Below are 18409 nucleotides of genomic sequence, written 5' to 3'. Positions count from 1 at the left end.
CGAATTCCGGCTAGCGCGTAGCGCCTCGACCAGACAGGATAGGTAGTTATGCAGGAAGTGTGGGCAGAGCGAGCCGATGCGGCTGAGGGCGCGATAGTCAGTCGTCACCTTCGGCGCCTGTGGGGAATGCCCCGGACAGCACTCGGCGTGGTTGCCTGGCCTGCTGTTCGGCGCGAGCGGATGTTCAAGCCGTGGCACTACTGGTGGCAAGCACACCTGCTCGACACTGCAATCGACGCGCTCGAACGTGACCCGACGCCCAAGCGTCGTCGCCGGGTGGCGAAGGTTGCCCGCAGTGTGCGGGTCCGCAACGTCTCGGCGTGGACCAACAACTATTACGACGACATGGCGTGGCTGGGCCTCTCGCTCGAACGTGCTCAACGTATGTTCTCGGTCGATCACCGGACCGCGGTCCAGGCGCTCGAATCGCAACTCTTCGATTCGTGGTCCCCGGCCGACGGCGGCGGTATTCCGTGGTGCAAAGGTTCCGATTTCTACAACACCCCGGCAAACGGACCCGCCGGAATCATGCTGGCGCGCACCGGAAAACTCTGGCGCGCGCAGGCAACGGCCGACTGGATCGACGAGACGCTGCGGGATCCGGACTCCGGACTGATCTTCGACGGTATCCGCCGCGACGGCACCCTCGAGCGCGCGATCTATTCGTACTGTCAGGGCGTCACGCTGGGGTTGGAAACCGAGTTGTCGACGCGATTGGGCGAACCGCGCCACCGCGAGCGAGTCCACAAACTCGTCGACGCGGTGTACGACGGAATGACCGAGTACGGAGTCATCACGGGCGGTGGCGGAGGCGACGGCGGACTGTTCAACGCAATCCTGGCTCGCTACCTCGCGTTCGTGGTGGTGAACTTGTCCTGGGAGACTCACGAGGACCTGCGAGCGCGCGAACTCGCAGCGCAGATCGTTCTGTCCTCCGCGGAAGCGGCCTGGAACAACAGACTGCAGATCGAAGGTCTGCCGCTGTTCGGGCATGACTGGACCAAGGATGCTCAGTTGCCGAGTCTGTCCGGCGACATCGCCACCTTCGCCGCCGGAACGGTGCGCTCGTCGAGCGTGCCCGAGCGAGACCTCTCGGTGCAGGTAGGTGGGTGGATGCTCATGGAGGCGGCATTTGTCGTCTCGGCGGCTGGATACCCGCGTAAGCGTTAGGCTTTTCGCTCATGGAATCCCGGCACGTGGTCGACACGGACGGCGTACGTCTTCACATCGATGTCGGTGGGGCAGGGGCGGACGTTCTGGTTCTCTCCGGCGGCCCGGGATGCGTTCACTATCTTGCTCACGACGAGCTGGTTCCGGAAGGAATGCGCGCGTGGTGCCCTGAGCCGCGCGGAGTCGGCCGGTCCGGTGGCGGCGCTCATACGATGGCGCAGGCGGTTGCGGACCTCGAACTCGTCCGACGCACGTTCGAGATCGACAGCTGGGTCGTGTTGGGGCACTCGTGGGGATCCGACTTGGCGGTGCGGTACGCACTCGACTGTCCGGAATCAGTGTCCGGCGTCGTCGGCATCGCGGGGCACGGCCTCCACAAGGACCGGACCTGGTCGAAGCAGTACGAAGCGGGAATCGAGCCGGACCCGCAGATACCTTGGGAACCTGTTGTCTGGCAATCGCTTCAAGAATCGTTCATCGAATGGATCCATGAACCACAGCTGTTTCGGCAGTTGGCCGACTCACCCGTGCCCATGACATTTCTCGCGGCGGCCGACGATATTCGCCCGTCGTGGCCGTTGCAGCAACTGGCCGAGCTCGTGCCTAACGGTAGTTTCGAGGTCGTCGACGGTGTCGCGCACAACTTCTGGCAGTCTCACCCGCTCCTGTGGAGGAAGATCGTCACCGAGGCTTGTGCAACGCACTCTCGACTCGCCTGATCTCCACCAGGATCCGCTCCGCAACGGTCTGGTATCCCAGGCTCCGATTGACGGTCAGCATCGGGTGATTTTCCGCGTTCACCGTTGTGTAAATTCTTCGCAGCGAGGGAAATTCAGCTGCCAACACAGACGCTTGTTGCTCCTTGACCCACCGAGCGAGACCGTGTCCGCGGTGCTGGGGAAGTACCACGGTGTCATGCTGCGATGCGTGGGTGCTGTCATGTTCGTCCACCGTCACCACTGTCGCTGCGGCTACTTCGCCGACGCTGTCGTCGACCGCGCAGCACACCAGGAGTACCTGAGAGCCACCCGTCATCTTCTGTTCCCACGATCTGACCTCGTCGGCTCCCCAATTACGTTCGGGCATCTGCAGTTCGGCGCCCGGCGCGTCGAGGAGTCGGTTCAATGCCTCCGAGAAGGAGTGGACCAGCTCGTCCGGGGTTCGGTTGCGCCAACTGACGATTCGATAGCCGGGGCGGGCACTGTGTGCGGTGGGAGGGCTGAGGTGCTGAACCTGGTTGGCCAACCGAAGCAACACACGGTGGCCGTCGAACGATCCCAGGAAATGCTCGGCTGCGCTTCCGACGAGCGCCGTCACTCTGATTCTTCGCACGCCGAACCCGGCGATGTCGACTTCGGCGAGTTCGGCAAGCGCTCGTCCTACCCCTCGTCGCTGCGCGTGGGGTGTCACGTACATCCGAAACTCTGCGAGATCAGGTTCCGCCGAGTTGCGTCGCGCCTGGGCGATACCGAGGACCTCGTCCGTTCCGCCGTCGCGTGCGATCCAACGCCATACATCGGCCGAATTGTCCTCGGCCTCGATCATTTCCATCAGGGCCGTCGCTGTCGGCGCAGTTCCGGACAGGTGACGCTGGCCTTCGGCGAAGACCTCACACCACTGGTGAAGAACCGATGCTGTCGATCCGGACGGTACGAACTCGGCTACAACTACGCGGCTCACCCATGTGACGATACCGAGCTGCCAACCCCGAGTTGGAATCACGCGAACCCTAACCCTGTCGGACTGCGGCGGCAGTTGCCAGCATTCAGGCATGTCTGATTCTCCGCGCCAACTGAGCCTAAACGCGTTCATCCACCCCGCCGGTCATCACGAAGCGGCGTGGCGTCATCCGTGGACAACACCGGAACGTCTGTTCGACGTCACGTATTTCCAGGAGATCGCTCGCACTGCTGAGGCGGCGAAGTTCGACGGAATCTTCTTCGCCGACGGTCCCGCGTTGCGCAGCGACGTCGAGCACGGTCCCGCAGGAACGTTGGAGCCGATCACCTTGTTGACGGCCATTGCAGTGGCAACCGAGCGGATCGGATTGATCGCGACGGCGTCGACCACGTACTACGAGCCGTACAACCTGGCTCGGCTGTTCGCCTCGCTCGACCACATCTCGAACGGACGTGCTGGGTGGAACATCGTCACCACGGGTACGGATCTGGCTGCCGCCAACTTCGGGCTGGCCAAGCATCCGGACCACGGCGACCGGTATTCGCGTGCAAGGGAATTCGTCGACGCGGTGGTGCGGTTGTGGGACAGCTGGGAGGACGACGCGATCAGTCTGGACCGGGAGAACGGAATCTACGCGGACAGAAACAAGATTCACGAGATCAACTACGTCGGCCGGCATCTTCGGGTGCGGGGACCGTTCAACGCACCGCGAACGCCGCAGGGATACCCGGTGCTGGTGCAGGCCGGGGCGTCCAACGACGGTCGCGCGTTTGCCGGTCAGTATGCGGAGGCGATTTTCACAGCGCACCAGAGACTTTCCGATGCGCAGGCGTTCTACACCGACATCAAGTCGAGGGCTGCTCAGTTCGGGCGCAACCCCGATCATGTCAAGATTCTGCCCGGAATCAGCCCGTTCATCGGTGACACCGAGGAACAAGCCAAGGCGCTCGAGCGAGAATTCAACGAGTTGACCTCGCCGGAGTACGGGCTCGCGCAGCTCGGTGCACTCACCGGGACCGATGTTCGGAATCTGGAACTGGATGCACCGGTTCCTGTCGAATTGTTCGCGGCGGCAGGTGATGTCACCGACAACAAGCAAAGCAGATTGCAGGTGATCGCCGGCATAGTCGAGCGTGAGCGTCCGACGGTTCGGGGCCTGCTTCATCGTTTGGCGGGTGCGCGCGGACACCGGGTGTTCGCCGGAACCGCCGAGCAGGTGGCTGACACGATCGAGGAATGGTTCACCAGCGGTGCTGCTGACGGATTCAACGTCATGCCGCCGTACTACCCGGGTGGACTCGAAATCTTCACCGAGCGTGTGGTCCCGATCCTGCAGGATCGCGGTCTGTTCCGCACCGAATACACGGGTACGACGCTTCGTGATCATTTCGGGTTGCCGAGGCCCGAGAGCCAGTTCTCGGGTAGTGCGTCTGCAGTGCAGTAGGCCCGCCTCCCGTTGTCGATAATGACAATGGTTACCATTAAGGAATGAAGCAGCTACCGGTAACCGTGCTGTCCGGATTTCTGGGCGCAGGCAAGACCACACTCCTCAACCACATCCTCGCCAATCGAGACGGCCGTCGGGTCGCCGTCATCGTCAACGACATGAGCGAGATCAACATCGACGCGGCGCTCGTCGCGGGCCAGGGCCACCTCGATCGCACGGAGGAGAAGTTGGTCGAGCTCACCAACGGATGCATCTGCTGCACGCTGCGTGAGGATCTGATCGACGCCGTCGGCGCGCTGGCCCGAGAGGGGCGATTCGATCAGTTGGTGATCGAATCCACCGGCATCTCCGAACCGATGCCGGTGGCGGCCACCTTCGACTGGGAATTCGAGGACGGCTTCAGCCTCGGCTCGCTCGCGAAGCTCGACACGATGGTGACCGTGGTGGACGCGTCGACCTTCCTCGGCGAGCTGGCAAAAGGCGAGCGACTGGACGAGCGCAACCTCGAAGCCGGGGAGGGGGACGGACGCAGCATCTCCGATCTCCTGGTTGATCAGGTGGAGTTCGCCGACGTCATCTTGCTGAACAAAACCGACTTGGTGAGTCCGCGGGCGGCGGGAACCGTCGAGGCGACGCTTCGAAGGCTCAACCCCACTGCTCAGCTGATTCGGACCGACCACGGAAAAGTCACCCTCGATCGCGTCCTCGAAACCGGTCTCTACAACCCGGAACTGGCTGCGCAAGTACCCGGTTGGGACGAGGAGCTGGCCGGCGGGCACACCCCGGAAACCGAGGAGTACGGAATACGCAGCGTCACGTATCGAGCCTCGCGACCCTTTCATCCGGCGCGACTCGAGGCTGCGCTCGGTCAGTTCGCGGGACTCTTGCGAAGCAAAGGCTTCTGCTGGATCGCCAGTAGGCCCGAGTTCGCCGCTATCTGGTCGCAGGCAGGCCCCAACCTCGTCATCGAACCGGCGCAACTGTGGGCGTCGGCAGCGGAGGTGCCAGGGCAGGAGATCGTGTTCATCGGAGTGAAACTCGACCCGGCGACGCCGTCGCGAATCCTCGATCCGGCTCTGCTGACCGATGACGAACTACGCGAAGGACCGCGGGTCTGGATTCGCTACGACGACCCGCTTCCGGCGTGGGACCAGAGCCACCTGCACTGAGCAGACAGCTTCTAGTCGAGGACTTCTTCTACCTCGACGTCTTCGGCCGGTCGGGCCATTTCCTTGCGGTACTGCCAGATTCCCAAAGCGGTGCCGATGACCAAGCTGACCATCATCACGATCAGCACGGCGGGCAGCAACCACGGAACGCGATCGAGGAACGAGCCACCGTAGAAACCGAGCAGCAGGAGTACCGGTGCCCAGATGATCGCGCCGATGGTGCTCGCGATGGTGTAGCGCGTGTGGTTCATCTTGGCTGCGCCTGCGACCATCGGGCACAGGGTGCGAACCCACGGAACCCAGCGGGCGATCAGGACGGCCCAGAACCCGTGTCTCTCCAACAGGATGTTGACGCGGTGCAGATTCTTCTCGGTGAAGTACTTGCCGCCCTTACGGGCTTTGATGTGGTTGCCCGTCCGGTGGCCGATGACGTACCCGACCTGGTTGCCGGCAATGGCAGCGATCATCGCGCCCACCGACAGCGCCCACACGTGGCCTGCACCGGATTCGTGACCGGCAAGCACGATTCCGGCTGTGATCAGCAGCGAGTCACCAGGGAGAAACAACCCGAGGATGATCGCGCACTCGATGAAGACGAACGTGACGACGATAATCCAGACCAACAGGGGCCCGGCAGTCTCGAGTGGGGAGAAACTGCCGGATGCGAGCGTCATCGTGGTCAGTTCTTCGCCTCGTTCTGCAATCAGGGGGTGGGGTCTTCGGGGACTGTCACCGTCGAATTGTCCGTAGTGGAAGTATTCGCCGATTCACCACGTCTCGACGCCAGAATTCGCTTTCCGATTTCGAAGACGATCGGCAGAACCGACACCAGGACGATCAAGATGAAGATGTAGTCGACATTGTCGCGGATGAATTCGATCTGCCCCAGGAGGTAGCCGAGCAAAGTCACACCGGCACCCCACAGGATGCCGCCGACGATGTTGTAGGTCAGGAACAGTGAGTACTTCATCTTCGAGGCGCCCGCGACAACCGGTGCAAAAGTACGCACGATCGGCACGAACCTCGCCAGGATAATGGTGATCGGGCCGTGCTTTTCGAAGAAGGCATGCGACTCGTCGATGTACTTCTTCTTGAAGAACCGCGCGTCGTCCGTCTTGAACAGGGCAGTTCCGCCCTTGGCGCCGATGTAGAACCCGACTTGGTCACCCAGAATCGCGGCGATCGGAATCGTCACCAGGAGCACCCACAGCGGCGCGAACGGTTCGATCTCGGTGGACTTGGAAGCCGCGATCAGCCCTGCGGTGAAGAGCAGAGAATCGCCGGGCAAGAGCGGAAACAGCAGCCCTGATTCGATGAAGACCACCAGAAGCAGTCCCACCAGAACCCACGTTCCGAAGGAATTCAAGAGGTTCACGGGATCGAGGAAGCCGGGCAGCAAGGCCAGGTTCGTCACGGATTCAGTTGCTGCCTGCACATTCACGGGGGCCAGAGTACCGGCCGAATCTGAGTGTTTCCCACCACCGCAGGTCATCGCGTCGGTGGCGGCGGCCGAGACCGCAAAGAGACGTGACGAGTCGGACTTGCCATACTGCTAGGACCACACGAAGCGCTTTCACATCGCCGAGCGCTCCGAACGACACGTATATGGAGGACTCCCGCCGTGCCTATCGCAACTCCCGAGGTCTATGCCGAGATGCTTGGTCGGGCCAAGGAGCATTCCTTTGCCTTCCCCGCCATCAACTGTGTCGGCTCCGAATCCATCAACGCAGCCATCAAGGGCTTCGCGGACGCCGGCAGTGACGGCATCATCCAGTTCTCGACGGGCGGCGCCGAGTTCGGTTCCGGTTTGGGCGTCAAGGACATGGTCACCGGCGCTGTTGCGCTCGCCGAGTTCGCACACGTGATCGCGGCAAAGTACGACGTCACCATCGCGCTGCACACCGACCACTGCCCGAAGGACAAGCTGGACACCTACGTGCGTCCGCTGCTCGCGATCTCGCAGGAGCGCGTCGACGCCGGTCGTAACCCGCTGTTCCAGTCGCACATGTGGGACGGCTCGGCTATCCCGATCGACGAGAACCTGGCAATCGCCAAGGAACTGCTCGCCCTCTCCAAGGCTGCACGCATCATCCTCGAGGTCGAGATCGGTGTCGTCGGCGGCGAAGAAGACGGCGTCGAGGCCGAGATCAACGACAAGCTCTACACCTCGAGTGAAGACTTCGAGAAGACGGTCGATGCTCTGGGCATCGGCGAACAGGGCAAGTACCTGCTCGCAGCCACCTTCGGCAACGTCCACGGCGTCTACAAGCCGGGCAACGTCAAGCTCAAGCCCGAGGTTCTCGAAGAGGGCCAGAAGGTCGCCGCTGCCAAGCTCGGCCTGGCCGCAGGCTCGCAGCCCTTCGATTTCGTCTTCCACGGTGGATCGGGATCGCTGAAGTCCGAGATCGAGGATTCGCTGAACTTCGGCGTCGTCAAGATGAACGTCGACACCGACACCCAGTACGCGTTCTCCCGTCCGATCGCCGGACACTTCTTCTCCAACTACGACGGCGTCCTCAAGGTCGACGGCGAGGTCGGAAACAAGAAGGCATACGACCCGCGCAGCTACCTCAAGAAGGCCGAAGCAGGCATGACGGCTCGCGTCGTCGAGGCGTGCAACGACCTGAAGTCGGCCGGACGCTCGGTGTCCGCAGGCTGATCGGCTTCACAACTGCGCTTCACAGAACAAAATGCGCGCCGACGAATTTCTCGTCGGCGCGCATTTTCTGTTCAGGTGCTTACTTGCTGGGATCGCAGACTTTCCACGTGCCGTCCTGGCGCTCGAGGTCGAACGTGCGCCACGACTGTTCGCCGGTGCTCGGCAAACTTGCCTGGACCTGCGCGATCGCGGTGTCGTCGGTGATGCGCACCGCATCGACGGCTCCGACCTGTGGGATCGTCTTCTGAGCGACGGCATTGTCGTGGACCTGAGCGAACGCCGCGTCCGGAATGGTGCGGTAGTACTCGCCCAGCGCCCCACACGTCGACGTTCGTAGCGTCGCCAGATCGCCGGTCTGAAGAGCATCGACGTACGTCGAGATGGCGGTCTGAACCTGGGCTTCAGGTGAGCTTTCGCCGCTACCGCTGTTGGACGAGACGAAGACTGCGATGCCGATGGCCGCGAGGACGGCGACGCCGGCCGCTGCTGCCGCGATGTACCAGCCCTTGCCGCTGCGCTTGGTTTTTTCCGGCGCGGCAGGCTCGATGCGAGTCGGCATCGGCTGGGCCGGCGGTGGGGTCGCTGCGACACCCACACGTTGAGGTGCGGCGCGCTGCTGCGGTTGAGGCGCGGAGCGCTGTGGCGGTTGAGGCGCGGAGCGCTGTGGCGGTTGAGGCGCGGCGCGCTGTGGCGGTGGCGGCGGGGTTGGAGCTTGCCGGGGTGGCGGTGTCGGCTGCGCGGCTTTCGGAATCGCGACGGTGGCGGGCTCCGGCTTGGGCTGGGGTGTCGGTGCTGCTGCCGGTGTTTCTGCTGGTGTTGCTGTGGGTGCCTGAGTTGCCTTGGGGATCGCGACGGTTGGCGCGCTGGCGGCTTTGGCGTCGCCGTCCGCCTTCGAGTTCTTGTCCGCCTTCGAGTTCTTGTCTGCCTTCTGGATCGCCACAGTCGCAGGTTCGGTCGGGGCCGACTTCTCGGGCGCACCGTTCGGGGCTGCGCTCTTTTTCGAGTTGTCGTCTTTCGAGTCCGGCACGGGTAACCCTTCGGTCTTATGCGGCAATGACCATGTCAGGGTAACGACCGGTATGTACCGGGCATAACTCCGACCGTCGGCGAGGCGGTCCTGTGGCAGAAAGGCGTAGCGGGCACAATGAGCGCATGACCCAATTCGGTGACCTGCTCGGACCCAAGCCCACTCTGCTTCCCGGCGACGACGAGGCGGAATCGGCACTGCTCAACCACGCTGACCCGGCCCAGGTCGCGGCCGACCATCCCACTGCCTCCATCGCGTGGGCCTACCTCGCCGAGGCTGCCCTGGACAAGGGCGAAACCATCACTGCCTACGCCTACGCGCGTACCGGCTACCACCGCGGACTCGACCAACTGCGTCGTAACGGTTGGAAGGGTTTCGGTCCTGTGCCCTACAGCCATGAACCGAACCGCGGATTCCTCCGTTGCGTCGCTGTCTTGGCCAAGGCCGCGAAGACGATCGGTGAGGCCGACGAGTACGCGCGTTGCCTAGATCTGCTCGAAGACTGCGATCCCAACGCCGCCGAAGCGCTTGGCCTCGGTTAGCAGTTTCCGTCCGAGCCGGGCCGGTATCAAGGACCGGGCTCGCAAATCGGTGCGTCGGCTTCAGACGTCGGCGCTACCGATCATTCAATGTGCCTTGGCGGCCGGATTGGCGTGGTGGGTTGCCACCACGGTGATCGGGCACCATGCGCCGTTCTTCGCGCCGATTGCCGCCGTGGTCTCGCTCGGTCTGTCGTTGGGCGCCCGACTACGACGTTCGTTCGAGTTGGTTGCGGGTGTCACGGTCGGTATCGGAATCGGTGACCTGATCATCTCCGGCATCGGGAGCGGACCCTGGCAGATCAGTTTGGTTGTCGTGCTGGCGATGTCCGTCGCGGTGCTACTGAACAGTGGGCCGATCTTCTCCATGCAGGCCGGAAACTCGGCCGTGCTGGTGGCGACGCTGATCCCACCGGGCGGCAGTGGCGGGCCCGATCGCATGATCGACGCCCTTGTCGGTGGTTTGGTGGGCATCGCGGTGGTCGCGATCATCCCCACGCACCCGGTACGACGCGCACGCAAGGACGCTGCATCGATTCTCGGAACAGCGTCAGAGGTACTGCAATTGGTGGCAGACGGCCTCGTCGCGAACGACCCGGACCCGATCGTGAAGGCGCTGCAGAAGGCGCGCGCAACTCAGGGTGCCATCGACGGATTGCGCAGCAACCTCCTCGGCGGGCGCGAGATCAGCCGAATCTCCCCGCTGTACTGGAACAGTCGACCGCGCCTCGAAAGGCTCATGGCGACAGCCGATCCCATCGACAACGCGATGCGCAACATTCGAGTGCTCGCGCGTCGTTCGTTGACGTTGGTCAGGGACGACGAGATCCTCGATCCTCGTCTGGTGGCTCAGGTCGAGCGCTTGTCGAAAGCCGTCGAAGTTCTCAAGGACATGATCCTGGCGGAGCCGGGTGAGCAGCCTGATCAGGCCGAGGCAGCGCGCGTCCTGCGCTCGGTGGCGAAGGAACTGAAACCGGCGATAGTCGAGAACGCGGGCCTGTCCTCGACGGTGGTGTTTGCCCAGATTCGATCGCTGGTCGTCGACCTCTTGCAGGTAGCAGGCATGAAGCGCATCTCGTCGATCGCCACTCTGCCGCCCACTGTGCCGCACCCGGCGTACGAGCCGGATCACTGACCTCTGCCTTTTCCCGCTCACTGAGCAACTCATTGTATGTATGCGAATGTATGCATATGCTCTGAGAAGGACTTGGGAGGGAACAGGACAAATGGGAGCAGGGCACGGCCATTCACACGGCCACTCGGCAGCAGATTCGGTCGGAGTAGGGCCGTCACCGCAACGCATCAAGAAAATGGCGATCGCGCTTGCGATCCTCGTTGCATTTCTCGTACTCGAAGCTACGGTCGGCATTCTGATCAACTCGCTGGCGCTGCTTGCCGACGCCGGCCACATGCTCACCGACGTGGTGGGCATGGCCATGGGATTGACGGCTTTGCTGCTCGCGAAGAAGGGCAGCACCACCGCGGCCAGGACCTTCGGTTGGCACCGCGCCGAAGTGCTGACCGCCATGGCCAACGCCGTGATGCTGCTGGCCGTCGCCGCCTGGGTCTTCTACGAGGCAATCGGCCGCATCGGTAACGAACCCGAGATCCCGGGCGGCGCCCTGATCATCACTGCGGCCGCCGGTCTGGCCGCGAACATTGTCGTGATGCTGATGCTGCGCGGCGATTCCAAGGACAGCCTCGCGGTGCGTGGCGCGTACCTCGAAGTGCTTGCAGACGCCGTCGGTAGCGTCGGAGTTCTGATTGCCGGTGGCCTTGTCCTGCTGTTCAACTGGACGTGGGCGGACGTCGTCGTCGGTGTTCTCATCTCGCTGTGGGTGGTGCCGCGTGCGATCAAACTGGCCGCAGCATCGCTGCGCATTCTGACGCAGGCGTCGCCGGCCGACGTCGACGTCGAAGCGGTCGAGGCCGACCTGGCGGCGCTGCCGAGCGTGATGGGTGTTCACGACCTACACGTCTGGACGCTCACCACCGGCATGGATGTCGCGACGGTCCACCTGACCAGTGACGCGAATTCGTCGAACGTTCTGGAATCCGCGCGCACCGTCCTCGAGAGTCACGGTCTTTCCCACGCCACCGTTCAGGTGGAATCGTGTGCCAACGGCGAGCATTGCGAGAAGAACGTCACTTGGTGAAGCGGGTGATCTCCTTGCCCGGCTTCCAGAGATCGACGTACATGTGCTCGTCGTCGACCGTCGTGTGCACCACCTCGTCGATGTCGAGGACAAAGAGGTGCAGGGGTTTCGGAACCTCGTAGGTGTAGCTTGCGAGCACGGCTTCGAACTCGTCGCCGGTCACCTCGCGTGCGATTCCGGCGATCTTCGCATCGCCGCCCTCCATGGTGTGCTCACCGGGATTGCTGTGTAGGGCGTAGCGCCCGTCACGGATGAGATCCTTCGCCTTGAGTGCGCCGAACATCGAACCGAGGACCAGACGCCCGTCGAGGATTTCGACTTCGGTGCCGCTCACGCGCGGTGAACCGTCCTTGCGCAGCGTTGCGAGGACGTGATGCTTGTGGGCTTTGAACCGTGCTTGGACCGCGTCGGCAAGAGCGGGTACTTCTTCGGAGAACTGCTTCCAAGTGACCATGACGGTCATTGTGCACTCCTATTCCTGACAACTTCTGTCAGTAATTCTCGGTAATGTTCGGTCCATGAGATCCGCGCGGTTGCTCCAACTCATGCTGCGTTTGCAGGGGAGTCGCGGCGTTATCGCCGATCAGTTGGCCGAAGAGTTCGGCGTTTCGGTGCGGACGATCTACCGCGACGTGGCCTCGTTGTCGGCTGCCGGCGTGCCGATCTGGACCGAGAGCGGCCCCGGTGGTGGCATCCGTCTGCTCGACGGTTGGCAGTCCAAGCTGTCCGGTATGACCGACGACGAGACGTCCGCACTCATGCTGTTGGGCGTGCCGTCCATCGCTGCAGATCTCGGGCGATCCGACGCCGTCGGTTCGGCGGGGGCCAAACTGCTCCGCTCCCTGCCCGGTCCCCTGCGCGAGAGTGCACGACTGTGGCAGGACCGCATTCTCGTGGACGTTCCGGGTTGGTTCGGCGGCGTCGACGACATCTCTGCGCTTCCGATCGTCACATCCGCTGTGCTGGACTCGCGTCGACTGCGCTTCGCCTATCGCGATCGCGAGCGGACGGTCGAACCGCTGGGTCTGGTCATCAAAGCCGGTGTTTGGTATCTGGTGGCGGGGATGAACGGTCGAACGCTGTCGTTTCGAGTCGGGCGCATCAAAAATGCCGTGGTAGAAGATGATTCGTTCACTCGGCCGGTGGATTTCGACCTGCCGTCGTGGTGGGCGGCGTCGATGGCCGAGTTCGACCGTTCGCTGCTTCGCTTCGAGTGTCGCGTGCGGTTGTCACCAGAGGGCAGGCGCCGGCTCCCCGATGTGGTGGGCGAGCTTGCCGCTGCCGTCGAAGTGGGGCCAGAGGGCAACGACGGATGGGTGAGTGCCGAGCTGCAACTCGAGAGCGAAGCTGTCGCGCTCTCGCAGTTGATCGGTCTGGGAGCGGACGTCGAAGCGCTCGAGCCACGGTCGTTGCGTGAAGGACTGCGCGCCGTGGCGGAGCAGATGGTGCTCCGCCACAACTCGAAGTGACTAGGCCGTTGCAGAACGCTTTGCGAGCAGGCGGGTGATACCCAGTTGAGCTGCGACGATGATGGCGCCGACCACCAGACCCAGTGCCGCCGACGCAAGGGTGTTGACGATCCACGCCAGTACCCCGCCGACTCCGGCGATGTCACTGACTGCTTCTTCGCCGTGATGAACGGCGTCGTAGAGCGGGTGGAAGCCCAGTTCGTCGATGCCGACCAACAGGATGTGGCCACCGACCCACAGCATCGCGGCGGTACCCACCACCGAGAGCACTGACATCACGTGAGGCATGCCGCGAACGAGGCCTCGGCCGACCTTGTGGGTGAAGCCAGACGACGTCTCGGCGATCTTCAATCCGATGTCGTCCATCTTCACGATCAGTCCGACGACGCCGTAGACGACCACGGTGATGACGACCGCCACGACGGCAAGGATCACCAACCGGCTCCAGAAACCTTCGCCCGCGATGGTGTTGAGTGCGATCACCATGATCTCGGCGGACAGGATCAGGTCGGTGCGGACGGCACCGGAAACCACTGCTTCTTCGTCGCGGGGATGCTCGTCAGCGGTCTCGTGGTGGTCGCCGTGGCCGAAAATTGCACCCCAGATCTTGTGAACCGCTTCGTAGCTGAGGTAACAGCCGCCGACCATCAACAGTGGCGTCAGCAGCCAGGGGAGGAACTGACTCAGCAGCAGAGCGATCGGAAGAATGATCAGCAGCTTGTTGCGCAGCGATCCGATGGCGATGCGCTTGATGATGGGCAACTCGCGTTCGGCCGCGAGCCCACGGACGTACTGCGGCGTGACGGCTGCGTCGTCGATGACGACGCCTGCCGCTTTGGCGGTCGCCTTACCGGTTGCGGCGGCAACGTCGTCGATCGAGGCGGCAGCCATACGAGCCAGGGCTGCGACGTCGTCGAGCAGGGCGAAGAGTCCTCCGGCCATCACAGACCTCCAGTGGAATCAGTGGAAAAAGGTGGCCGGACCGATCCGGTGACGCAGTTACTTGATCGCACGAGGTCTCTATCCATGATGGTCGTTGGTGAGGTCAGGTCACCTGGAACGATACCGGGGTCATCCGTCAGGGACTGCGTCGCGCGGCCGGTCGCTCTTCGTCACGAAAGGTCTTCCCGACCCGGTGCTCGCGTGTAAGACTGCACAGAAGATCGATCGAAACGGGGCACTATGCGTGAACCAGACACTGCACAGGTCGCCAAGACTTTCGACGCAATGGCGGCGCACTACGACCGACAGATCGGGCGCTTCGAGCGCTTTGTGCTCGGTGACGCCCGGAAATGGGCTGTAGATCAGGCGCATGGGCGCGTGGTCGAAATTGCCGTGGGCACCGGGCTGAACCTGCCGCTCTACGGGGACGACGTCGACTACGTCATCGGCGTGGACATCTCGACTGCGATGCTCGATCAGGCCAGGGTCAAGGTCTCCGAGGGAGTGAAGACCGAAGTCGACCTACGACTCGGAGACGTGCAAGCACTCGATGTTCCTGACGAATGCGTGGACACATTGGTCTCCACCTACGCGTTCTGCACGATCCCCGATCCGGACCGAGTTGCCAGCGAAGCATTTCGAGTGCTGGTGCCTGGTGGTCGATTCGTGCTCGCTGAGCACGGGCCGAGCACCAACACGGTTGTACGGGCGCTGATGAAGGCCGTCGAACCGCTTTCTGTACGGTTCGGTGCCGATCACCTCACCCGCGAACCGGTCGGATACCTCGAAAACGCAGGCTTCCTGATCGACGAGGTGCAGCGCAGTGGACGGGGTGGAATCGTGTTCCGGGTCGTTGCGCGCAAGCCGGATCCCGAATGGACGGCACTCGGTCACTAGTGTCCGAGTGCCGTCCAGCGGTGACCGCTCAGCCCAAGCGCTCCAGGATGGTTGCGTTGGCCAGCCCACCTGCCTCACACATGGTTTGGAGTCCGTAGCGCGCGCCGCGCTGCTCCATCGCGTTGACCAGGGTGGTCATGATCCGCGTTCCGCTGCCACCTAGTGGGTGGCCGAGCGCGATGGCGCCGCCGTGGACGTTCACCTTGGACAGGTCGACGCCGGTGTCCGCTGCCCACGAGAGGACGACGGGGGCAAACGCCTCGTTGACCTCGAACAGATCGATGTCCGAGACCGTCAACCCCGCACGGGCCAAGACCTTCTCGGTGGCCGGGATGACCGCCGTGAGCATGTACAGCGGATCGTCGCCGGCGACAGCGAAGCTGTGCAGTCGTGCCTTCGGGGTGAGGCCGAGTTTCGCGGCGATCTCACTGGTCGTGATCATCACCGCCGAACTGCCGTCCGAAAGCGGGCTGCTGTTGCCCGCGGTGATGGACCAGTCGATCTGTGGGAATCGCTGGGCGTAGTAGTCGGATTCGAAGGCGGTCCGTAGGCCGGCAAGGGTCTCGACCGTGGTACCGGGGCGGACGGCCTCGTCGACCGACAGCTGCGGGAGCGTGGCGAGTTCCTTGGTGAAGTAACCACTCTCGGTTGCCAGCGCGGCTTTCCGATGACTTGACGCCGAGAACTCGTCGAGTTGGGTGCGGCTCAGTCCCCACTTGGCAGCGATCAATTCGGCGCTGATGCCCTGCGGTACCAGTCCGTCCGGGTAACGCTCTTCGAAACCTACACCGAGTGACTCGCGCCCGACGCTGCTCGAGCCCATCGGGACTCGGCTCATCGACTCGACTCCGGCAGCGACAACGATGTCGTACGCGCCGGCAATAACGCCCTGAGCAGCAAAATGAACTGCTTGTTGGCTACTTCCACACTGTCGGTCGACGGTGGTTCCCGGTACCGACTCGGGGTAGCCGGCGGCGAGAAGGGCAGTGCGAGTGACATTTTGGCTCTGTTCACCGACTTGACTGACCGCGCCGCCGATGACGTCGTCGATCAGCGCGGCATCGATACCGGTGCGCTCGACCACCGCTTTGAGGCTGTGGGCGAGGAGGTCGACGGCGTTGATGCCGTGCAGGGCGCCGTTCGCCTTTCCCTTGCCGATCGGAGTGCGAACGGCTTCGACGATAACTGCGTCTCTCATGACAAATTCCTTTCAGGGATGGCGGATTCAGCAGGGACAACTGGGGTGGGTGTGGTCGCAGGCGTCATTCCCAGCGATGCCAGGGCAGACACAAGCGCGACGGCAAAGATCACCCACCAGGCCTGGCGGAAGGTGTCGGGGTCGACGGAGGAGCCGAGAACCGCGATCAGAACACTCACGCCGAGAACGGTTCCGATCTGTCGGCTCATGCTGACGATTGCGCTACCGGTGGCCGATCGGGCAGGTGCAAGATCCGCCGTGGCCTGCGACAGAATGGTCGGCAGGGCAAGGCCGACACCGATTCCGGCGATGATCCAGCCCGGCAGTAGTCCGGTCGCGTAGTTGGGCGTCGAATCAACCGAGACGAGGACCAATACCGTTCCGACTGCCCACAGAAGGCTGCCGAGTGCGGCGACGCGTCCCGCCGAGTACTTGCGCGAAAGCGATCCACCGGCGATCGCGAACAGCGGAACCAGAAGCGGACCCGGCGAGACGGCGAAACCGGTGCGCAATGCCGAGTATCCCCAAACTTCTTGCAGCCAGAGGATGTTCGAGAGCAGTCCGGCAGCAAATGCCGCGCTGAACAGGATGGCGGTGACGTTGGACCAGGCAAAGGAGCGGATCTTCAGAAGGTCGGGAGCAATCAACGGAGTGCGATGGCGAGAGTTGCTCCACCAGAACGAAAGTAGGGTCGCAACGGCGACGGCGAAGGCGATCAGAACGCGGTTGTCGGTCCATCCCCAATCAGGTCCCTGGACGAGTGCCAGCGCGAGAGAGCCGATTCCGACGGTGAGGAGGGCGGCGCCGACGAAGTCGATCCCGGCATCGGAGTCCTTGTGTGTTGTATCCGGGACGAGTCGGACTGCGAAGTAGAGCAATACGATCCCGACTGGAACATTGATCAGGAAGACCCAGCGCCACGACGCCTCGACGAGAATGCCGCCCACGACGGGGCCGAATGCCGCAGCGGCCGCGCCGGCTGCCGCCCAGATGCGTACGCCGGATTGACGTTTCGCAGCCGGGAGTGCACTGATCAGGAGGCCGAGGCTGGCCGGGGTGAGCGCTGCGGCGCCGACTGCCTGAACGATGCGGAATGCCACCAGTGCCCACAATGACGGACTGAAAGCGCAGGCGGCGCTGGCGAGGGTGAACAGTGCGAGGCCGGCGATGAAGGCGCGCTTGTGCCCGATCCGGTCCGCCCAGCGTCCGAGGGGGATCAACAGCGCGGCGTAGACGATCGCGTAGCTGTTGAGGATCCAACTGAACTCGCCGAGCGAGTGGCCCGGGTAGCTCTTGGCGATGTCGCCGAAGGCCACGTTGACCACAAAAAGATCGAGGCTGGCGACAAACGGCGCTCCCGACAGAATTGCGAGGAGCGGCCCAGTCCGCACTGGCTGGCTATGAAGTTCCATAGTCAGCAATCTAGACTCTGGCTATGGTTATGGCAAGCCAGGGGGTATGGTGAATTGCATGGACGCTGTACGACTGACCGGAGTGCTCGAAGATCGCGACGCCTGGCGGGCCACGCACTGTTCGATCGGGCGGGCGATGGAAGTGGTCGGCACCCGGTCCGCGATGCTCATTCTGCGAGAGGCCTATTACGGCACAACGCGTTTCGACGACTTCGCGTCGCGAGTCGGCATCACCGAGGCGGTTGCGTCGGCAAGGCTGAAAGAACTCACTGAGGCGGGACTGTTCGAGCGTGTGCCGTACAAGGAGCCTGGAAAGCGGACGCGGCACGAGTACGTGCTCACCGAGAAGGGCCGTGACTTGCTGCCGGCGGTTCTTGCGCTGATGCAGTGGGGAGACAAGTATCTGCACGGCGGAAAAGGCGGACCGTTGGAGGTGGCGGACGACGCCACTGGCGAGCGTGTTCGCGTCGAGGTGCGCAGTGAGTCGGGTCGTGAAGTGCCTTTGGGGGAGTTGCGAGTCTCTGTCAACGAATCGCGTCGGCGGTTGCGCGAATAGCAATGCATCTCAACAGCTCTCGAGTGTAGGTCTTCTTGAAGTTGTCCGTTTTGTCTCTGGTTATCGAAAGTATGTTCGATTAAACTTT

19 protein-coding genes are annotated in these 18409 nt (G+C 63.0%); 11 read left to right on the top strand and 8 right to left on the bottom strand.

The features are described 5' to 3' along the window. The first annotated feature begins 48 nt into the window (after positions 1–48). Together H351_RS24985 and H351_RS24980 are read left to right on the top strand one after the other, a co-directional pair. Complete coding sequence (locus tag H351_RS24985) at positions 49–1170, top strand: glycoside hydrolase family 76 protein (RefSeq protein WP_003944321.1); 1122 nt, start codon at positions 49–51, stop codon at positions 1168–1170. Positions 1171–1181: 11 nt separating this feature from the next. Then, entirely contained in the window at positions 1182–1889 is a 708-nt protein-coding gene (locus H351_RS24980) for an alpha/beta fold hydrolase (protein ID WP_029254748.1), read from the top strand. Here the strand turns inward: H351_RS24980 and H351_RS24975 are convergent. Beyond that, entirely contained in the window at positions 1852–2850 is a 999-nt protein-coding gene (locus H351_RS24975) for a GNAT family N-acetyltransferase (protein ID WP_244891394.1), read from the bottom strand. The two genes, H351_RS24980 and H351_RS24975, sit on opposite strands and share 38 nt — an antisense overlap. A 91-nt stretch (positions 2851–2941) precedes the next feature. On the opposite strand from H351_RS24975, the gene H351_RS24970 reads away from it, so the two are divergent. Together H351_RS24970 and H351_RS24965 are read left to right on the top strand one after the other, a co-directional pair. Further along, positions 2942–4294, top strand: coding sequence for an LLM class flavin-dependent oxidoreductase (locus H351_RS24970; RefSeq protein WP_007726771.1), 1353 nt, complete (start codon positions 2942–2944; stop codon positions 4292–4294). A 44-nt stretch (positions 4295–4338) separates the two neighbouring features. Beyond that, the gene (locus H351_RS24965) at positions 4339–5466 is read left to right on the top strand and encodes a GTP-binding protein (RefSeq protein ID WP_029254750.1); all 1128 of its coding nucleotides are present in this window, start codon (positions 4339–4341) and stop codon (positions 5464–5466) included. A gap of 11 nt (positions 5467–5477) precedes the next feature. Here H351_RS24965 and H351_RS24960 read toward each other — a convergent pair whose 3' ends face one another. Further along, positions 5478–6140 carry a DedA family protein gene (locus tag H351_RS24960; RefSeq protein ID WP_019749448.1) on the bottom strand — a complete coding sequence of 221 codons (663 nt, stop codon included), beginning with the start codon at positions 6138–6140 and terminating at the stop codon, positions 5478–5480. A gap of 29 nt (positions 6141–6169) precedes the next feature. Further along, positions 6170–6907 carry a VTT domain-containing protein gene (locus tag H351_RS24955; protein WP_029254751.1) on the bottom strand — a complete coding sequence of 246 codons (738 nt, stop codon included), beginning with the start codon at positions 6905–6907 and terminating at the stop codon, positions 6170–6172. Positions 6908–7087: 180 nt separating this feature from the next. Between H351_RS24955 and fbaA the strand changes: the two genes are divergently transcribed. Further along, positions 7088–8125: a class II fructose-bisphosphate aldolase gene (gene fbaA, locus H351_RS24950; protein ID WP_019749450.1), complete on the top strand. Its 1038-nt coding sequence runs from the start codon at positions 7088–7090 to the stop codon at positions 8123–8125. Between the two features lie 79 nt (positions 8126–8204). Here fbaA and H351_RS32815 read toward each other — a convergent pair whose 3' ends face one another. Beyond that, positions 8205–9152 (bottom strand): Rv0361 family membrane protein, encoded by a 948-nt coding sequence (locus H351_RS32815; protein WP_059016375.1) that lies wholly within the window; start codon positions 9150–9152, stop codon positions 8205–8207. Positions 9153–9277: 125 nt separating this feature from the next. On the opposite strand from H351_RS32815, the gene H351_RS24940 reads away from it, so the two are divergent. From H351_RS24940 to H351_RS24930, 3 genes are all read left to right on the top strand, one after another. Next, positions 9278–9694: a DUF3151 domain-containing protein gene (locus H351_RS24940; RefSeq protein WP_003944361.1), complete on the top strand. Its 417-nt coding sequence runs from the start codon at positions 9278–9280 to the stop codon at positions 9692–9694. After that, complete coding sequence (locus H351_RS24935) at positions 9681–10826, top strand: FUSC family protein (protein WP_019749453.1); 1146 nt, start codon at positions 9681–9683, stop codon at positions 10824–10826. The genes H351_RS24940 and H351_RS24935 overlap by 14 nt, the downstream gene beginning before the upstream one ends. 91 nt (positions 10827–10917) lie before the next feature. After that, positions 10918–11847, top strand: a complete 930-nt coding sequence (locus tag H351_RS24930; RefSeq protein WP_019749454.1) for a cation diffusion facilitator family transporter — start codon at positions 10918–10920, stop codon at positions 11845–11847. On the opposite strand, the gene H351_RS24925 is transcribed toward H351_RS24930, so the two are convergent. Next, positions 11837–12301, bottom strand: coding sequence for a pyridoxamine 5'-phosphate oxidase family protein (locus tag H351_RS24925; protein WP_029254754.1), 465 nt, complete (start codon positions 12299–12301; stop codon positions 11837–11839). The genes H351_RS24930 and H351_RS24925 overlap by 11 nt on opposite strands. Positions 12302–12365: 64 nt before the next feature. Between H351_RS24925 and H351_RS24920 the strand changes: the two genes are divergently transcribed. Then, positions 12366–13316, top strand: a complete 951-nt coding sequence (locus H351_RS24920; protein ID WP_029254755.1) for a helix-turn-helix transcriptional regulator — start codon at positions 12366–12368, stop codon at positions 13314–13316. On the opposite strand, the gene H351_RS24915 is transcribed toward H351_RS24920, so the two are convergent. Beyond that, complete coding sequence (locus tag H351_RS24915; RefSeq protein WP_029254756.1) at positions 13317–14258, bottom strand: DUF808 domain-containing protein; 942 nt, start codon at positions 14256–14258, stop codon at positions 13317–13319. 240 nt (positions 14259–14498) lie between these two features. Here H351_RS24915 and H351_RS24910 point away from each other — a divergent pair, with 240 nt between their 5' ends. Then, on the top strand, positions 14499–15155 hold the full coding sequence (locus H351_RS24910) for a class I SAM-dependent methyltransferase (RefSeq protein WP_003944335.1): 657 nt from the start codon (positions 14499–14501) through the stop codon (positions 15153–15155). Positions 15156–15183: 28 nt separating this feature from the next. Here the strand turns inward: H351_RS24910 and H351_RS24905 are convergent, their stop codons facing one another. Together H351_RS24905 and H351_RS24900 are read right to left on the bottom strand one after the other, a co-directional pair. Next, complete coding sequence (locus H351_RS24905) at positions 15184–16353, bottom strand: thiolase family protein (protein ID WP_029254757.1); 1170 nt, start codon at positions 16351–16353, stop codon at positions 15184–15186. After that, positions 16350–17765 (bottom strand): MFS transporter, encoded by a 1416-nt coding sequence (locus H351_RS24900; RefSeq protein WP_029254758.1) that lies wholly within the window; start codon positions 17763–17765, stop codon positions 16350–16352. Before H351_RS24900 ends, H351_RS24905 begins: the two co-directional genes overlap by 4 nt. Before the next feature lie 58 nt (positions 17766–17823). Between H351_RS24900 and H351_RS24895 the strand changes: the two genes are divergently transcribed. Next, positions 17824–18321: a winged helix-turn-helix transcriptional regulator gene (locus H351_RS24895; RefSeq protein WP_003944415.1), complete on the top strand. Its 498-nt coding sequence runs from the start codon at positions 17824–17826 to the stop codon at positions 18319–18321. Positions 18322–18409: the final 88 nt, after the last annotated feature.

The organism is Rhodococcus erythropolis R138 (assembly GCF_000696675.2).
Taxonomy (GTDB): Bacteria; Actinomycetota; Actinomycetes; order Mycobacteriales; family Mycobacteriaceae; genus Rhodococcus_F; species Rhodococcus_F erythropolis.
The sequence above is the reverse complement of the archived record's forward strand: the minus strand, read 5'-3'. Positions and strand labels throughout refer to the sequence as shown.

Excerpts from the sequence above, each read along its gene's own strand:
- H351_RS24895 (WP_003944415.1), top strand. The coding sequence starts at position 17,824 with ATGGACGCTGTACGACTGACCGGAGTGCTCGAAGATCGCGACGCCTGG.
- H351_RS24985 (WP_003944321.1), top strand. The coding sequence starts at position 49 with ATGCAGGAAGTGTGGGCAGAGCGAGCCGATGCGGCTGAGGGCGCGATA.
- H351_RS24920 (WP_029254755.1), top strand. The coding sequence starts at position 12,366 with ATGAGATCCGCGCGGTTGCTCCAACTCATGCTGCGTTTGCAGGGGAGT.
- H351_RS24940 (WP_003944361.1), top strand. The coding sequence starts at position 9,278 with ATGACCCAATTCGGTGACCTGCTCGGACCCAAGCCCACTCTGCTTCCC.
- H351_RS24980 (WP_029254748.1), top strand. The coding sequence starts at position 1,182 with ATGGAATCCCGGCACGTGGTCGACACGGACGGCGTACGTCTTCACATC.
- H351_RS24960 (WP_019749448.1), bottom strand. The coding sequence starts at position 6,140 with ATGACGCTCGCATCCGGCAGTTTCTCCCCACTCGAGACTGCCGGGCCC.
- H351_RS24965 (WP_029254750.1), top strand. The coding sequence starts at position 4,339 with ATGAAGCAGCTACCGGTAACCGTGCTGTCCGGATTTCTGGGCGCAGGC.
- H351_RS24915 (WP_029254756.1), bottom strand. The coding sequence starts at position 14,258 with ATGGCCGGAGGACTCTTCGCCCTGCTCGACGACGTCGCAGCCCTGGCT.
- H351_RS24970 (WP_007726771.1), top strand. The coding sequence starts at position 2,942 with ATGTCTGATTCTCCGCGCCAACTGAGCCTAAACGCGTTCATCCACCCC.
- H351_RS24900 (WP_029254758.1), bottom strand. The coding sequence starts at position 17,765 with ATGGAACTTCATAGCCAGCCAGTGCGGACTGGGCCGCTCCTCGCAATT.
- H351_RS24910 (WP_003944335.1), top strand. The coding sequence starts at position 14,499 with ATGCGTGAACCAGACACTGCACAGGTCGCCAAGACTTTCGACGCAATG.
- H351_RS24930 (WP_019749454.1), top strand. The coding sequence starts at position 10,918 with ATGGGAGCAGGGCACGGCCATTCACACGGCCACTCGGCAGCAGATTCG.
- H351_RS24925 (WP_029254754.1), bottom strand. The coding sequence starts at position 12,301 with ATGGTCACTTGGAAGCAGTTCTCCGAAGAAGTACCCGCTCTTGCCGAC.
- H351_RS24905 (WP_029254757.1), bottom strand. The coding sequence starts at position 16,353 with ATGAGAGACGCAGTTATCGTCGAAGCCGTTCGCACTCCGATCGGCAAG.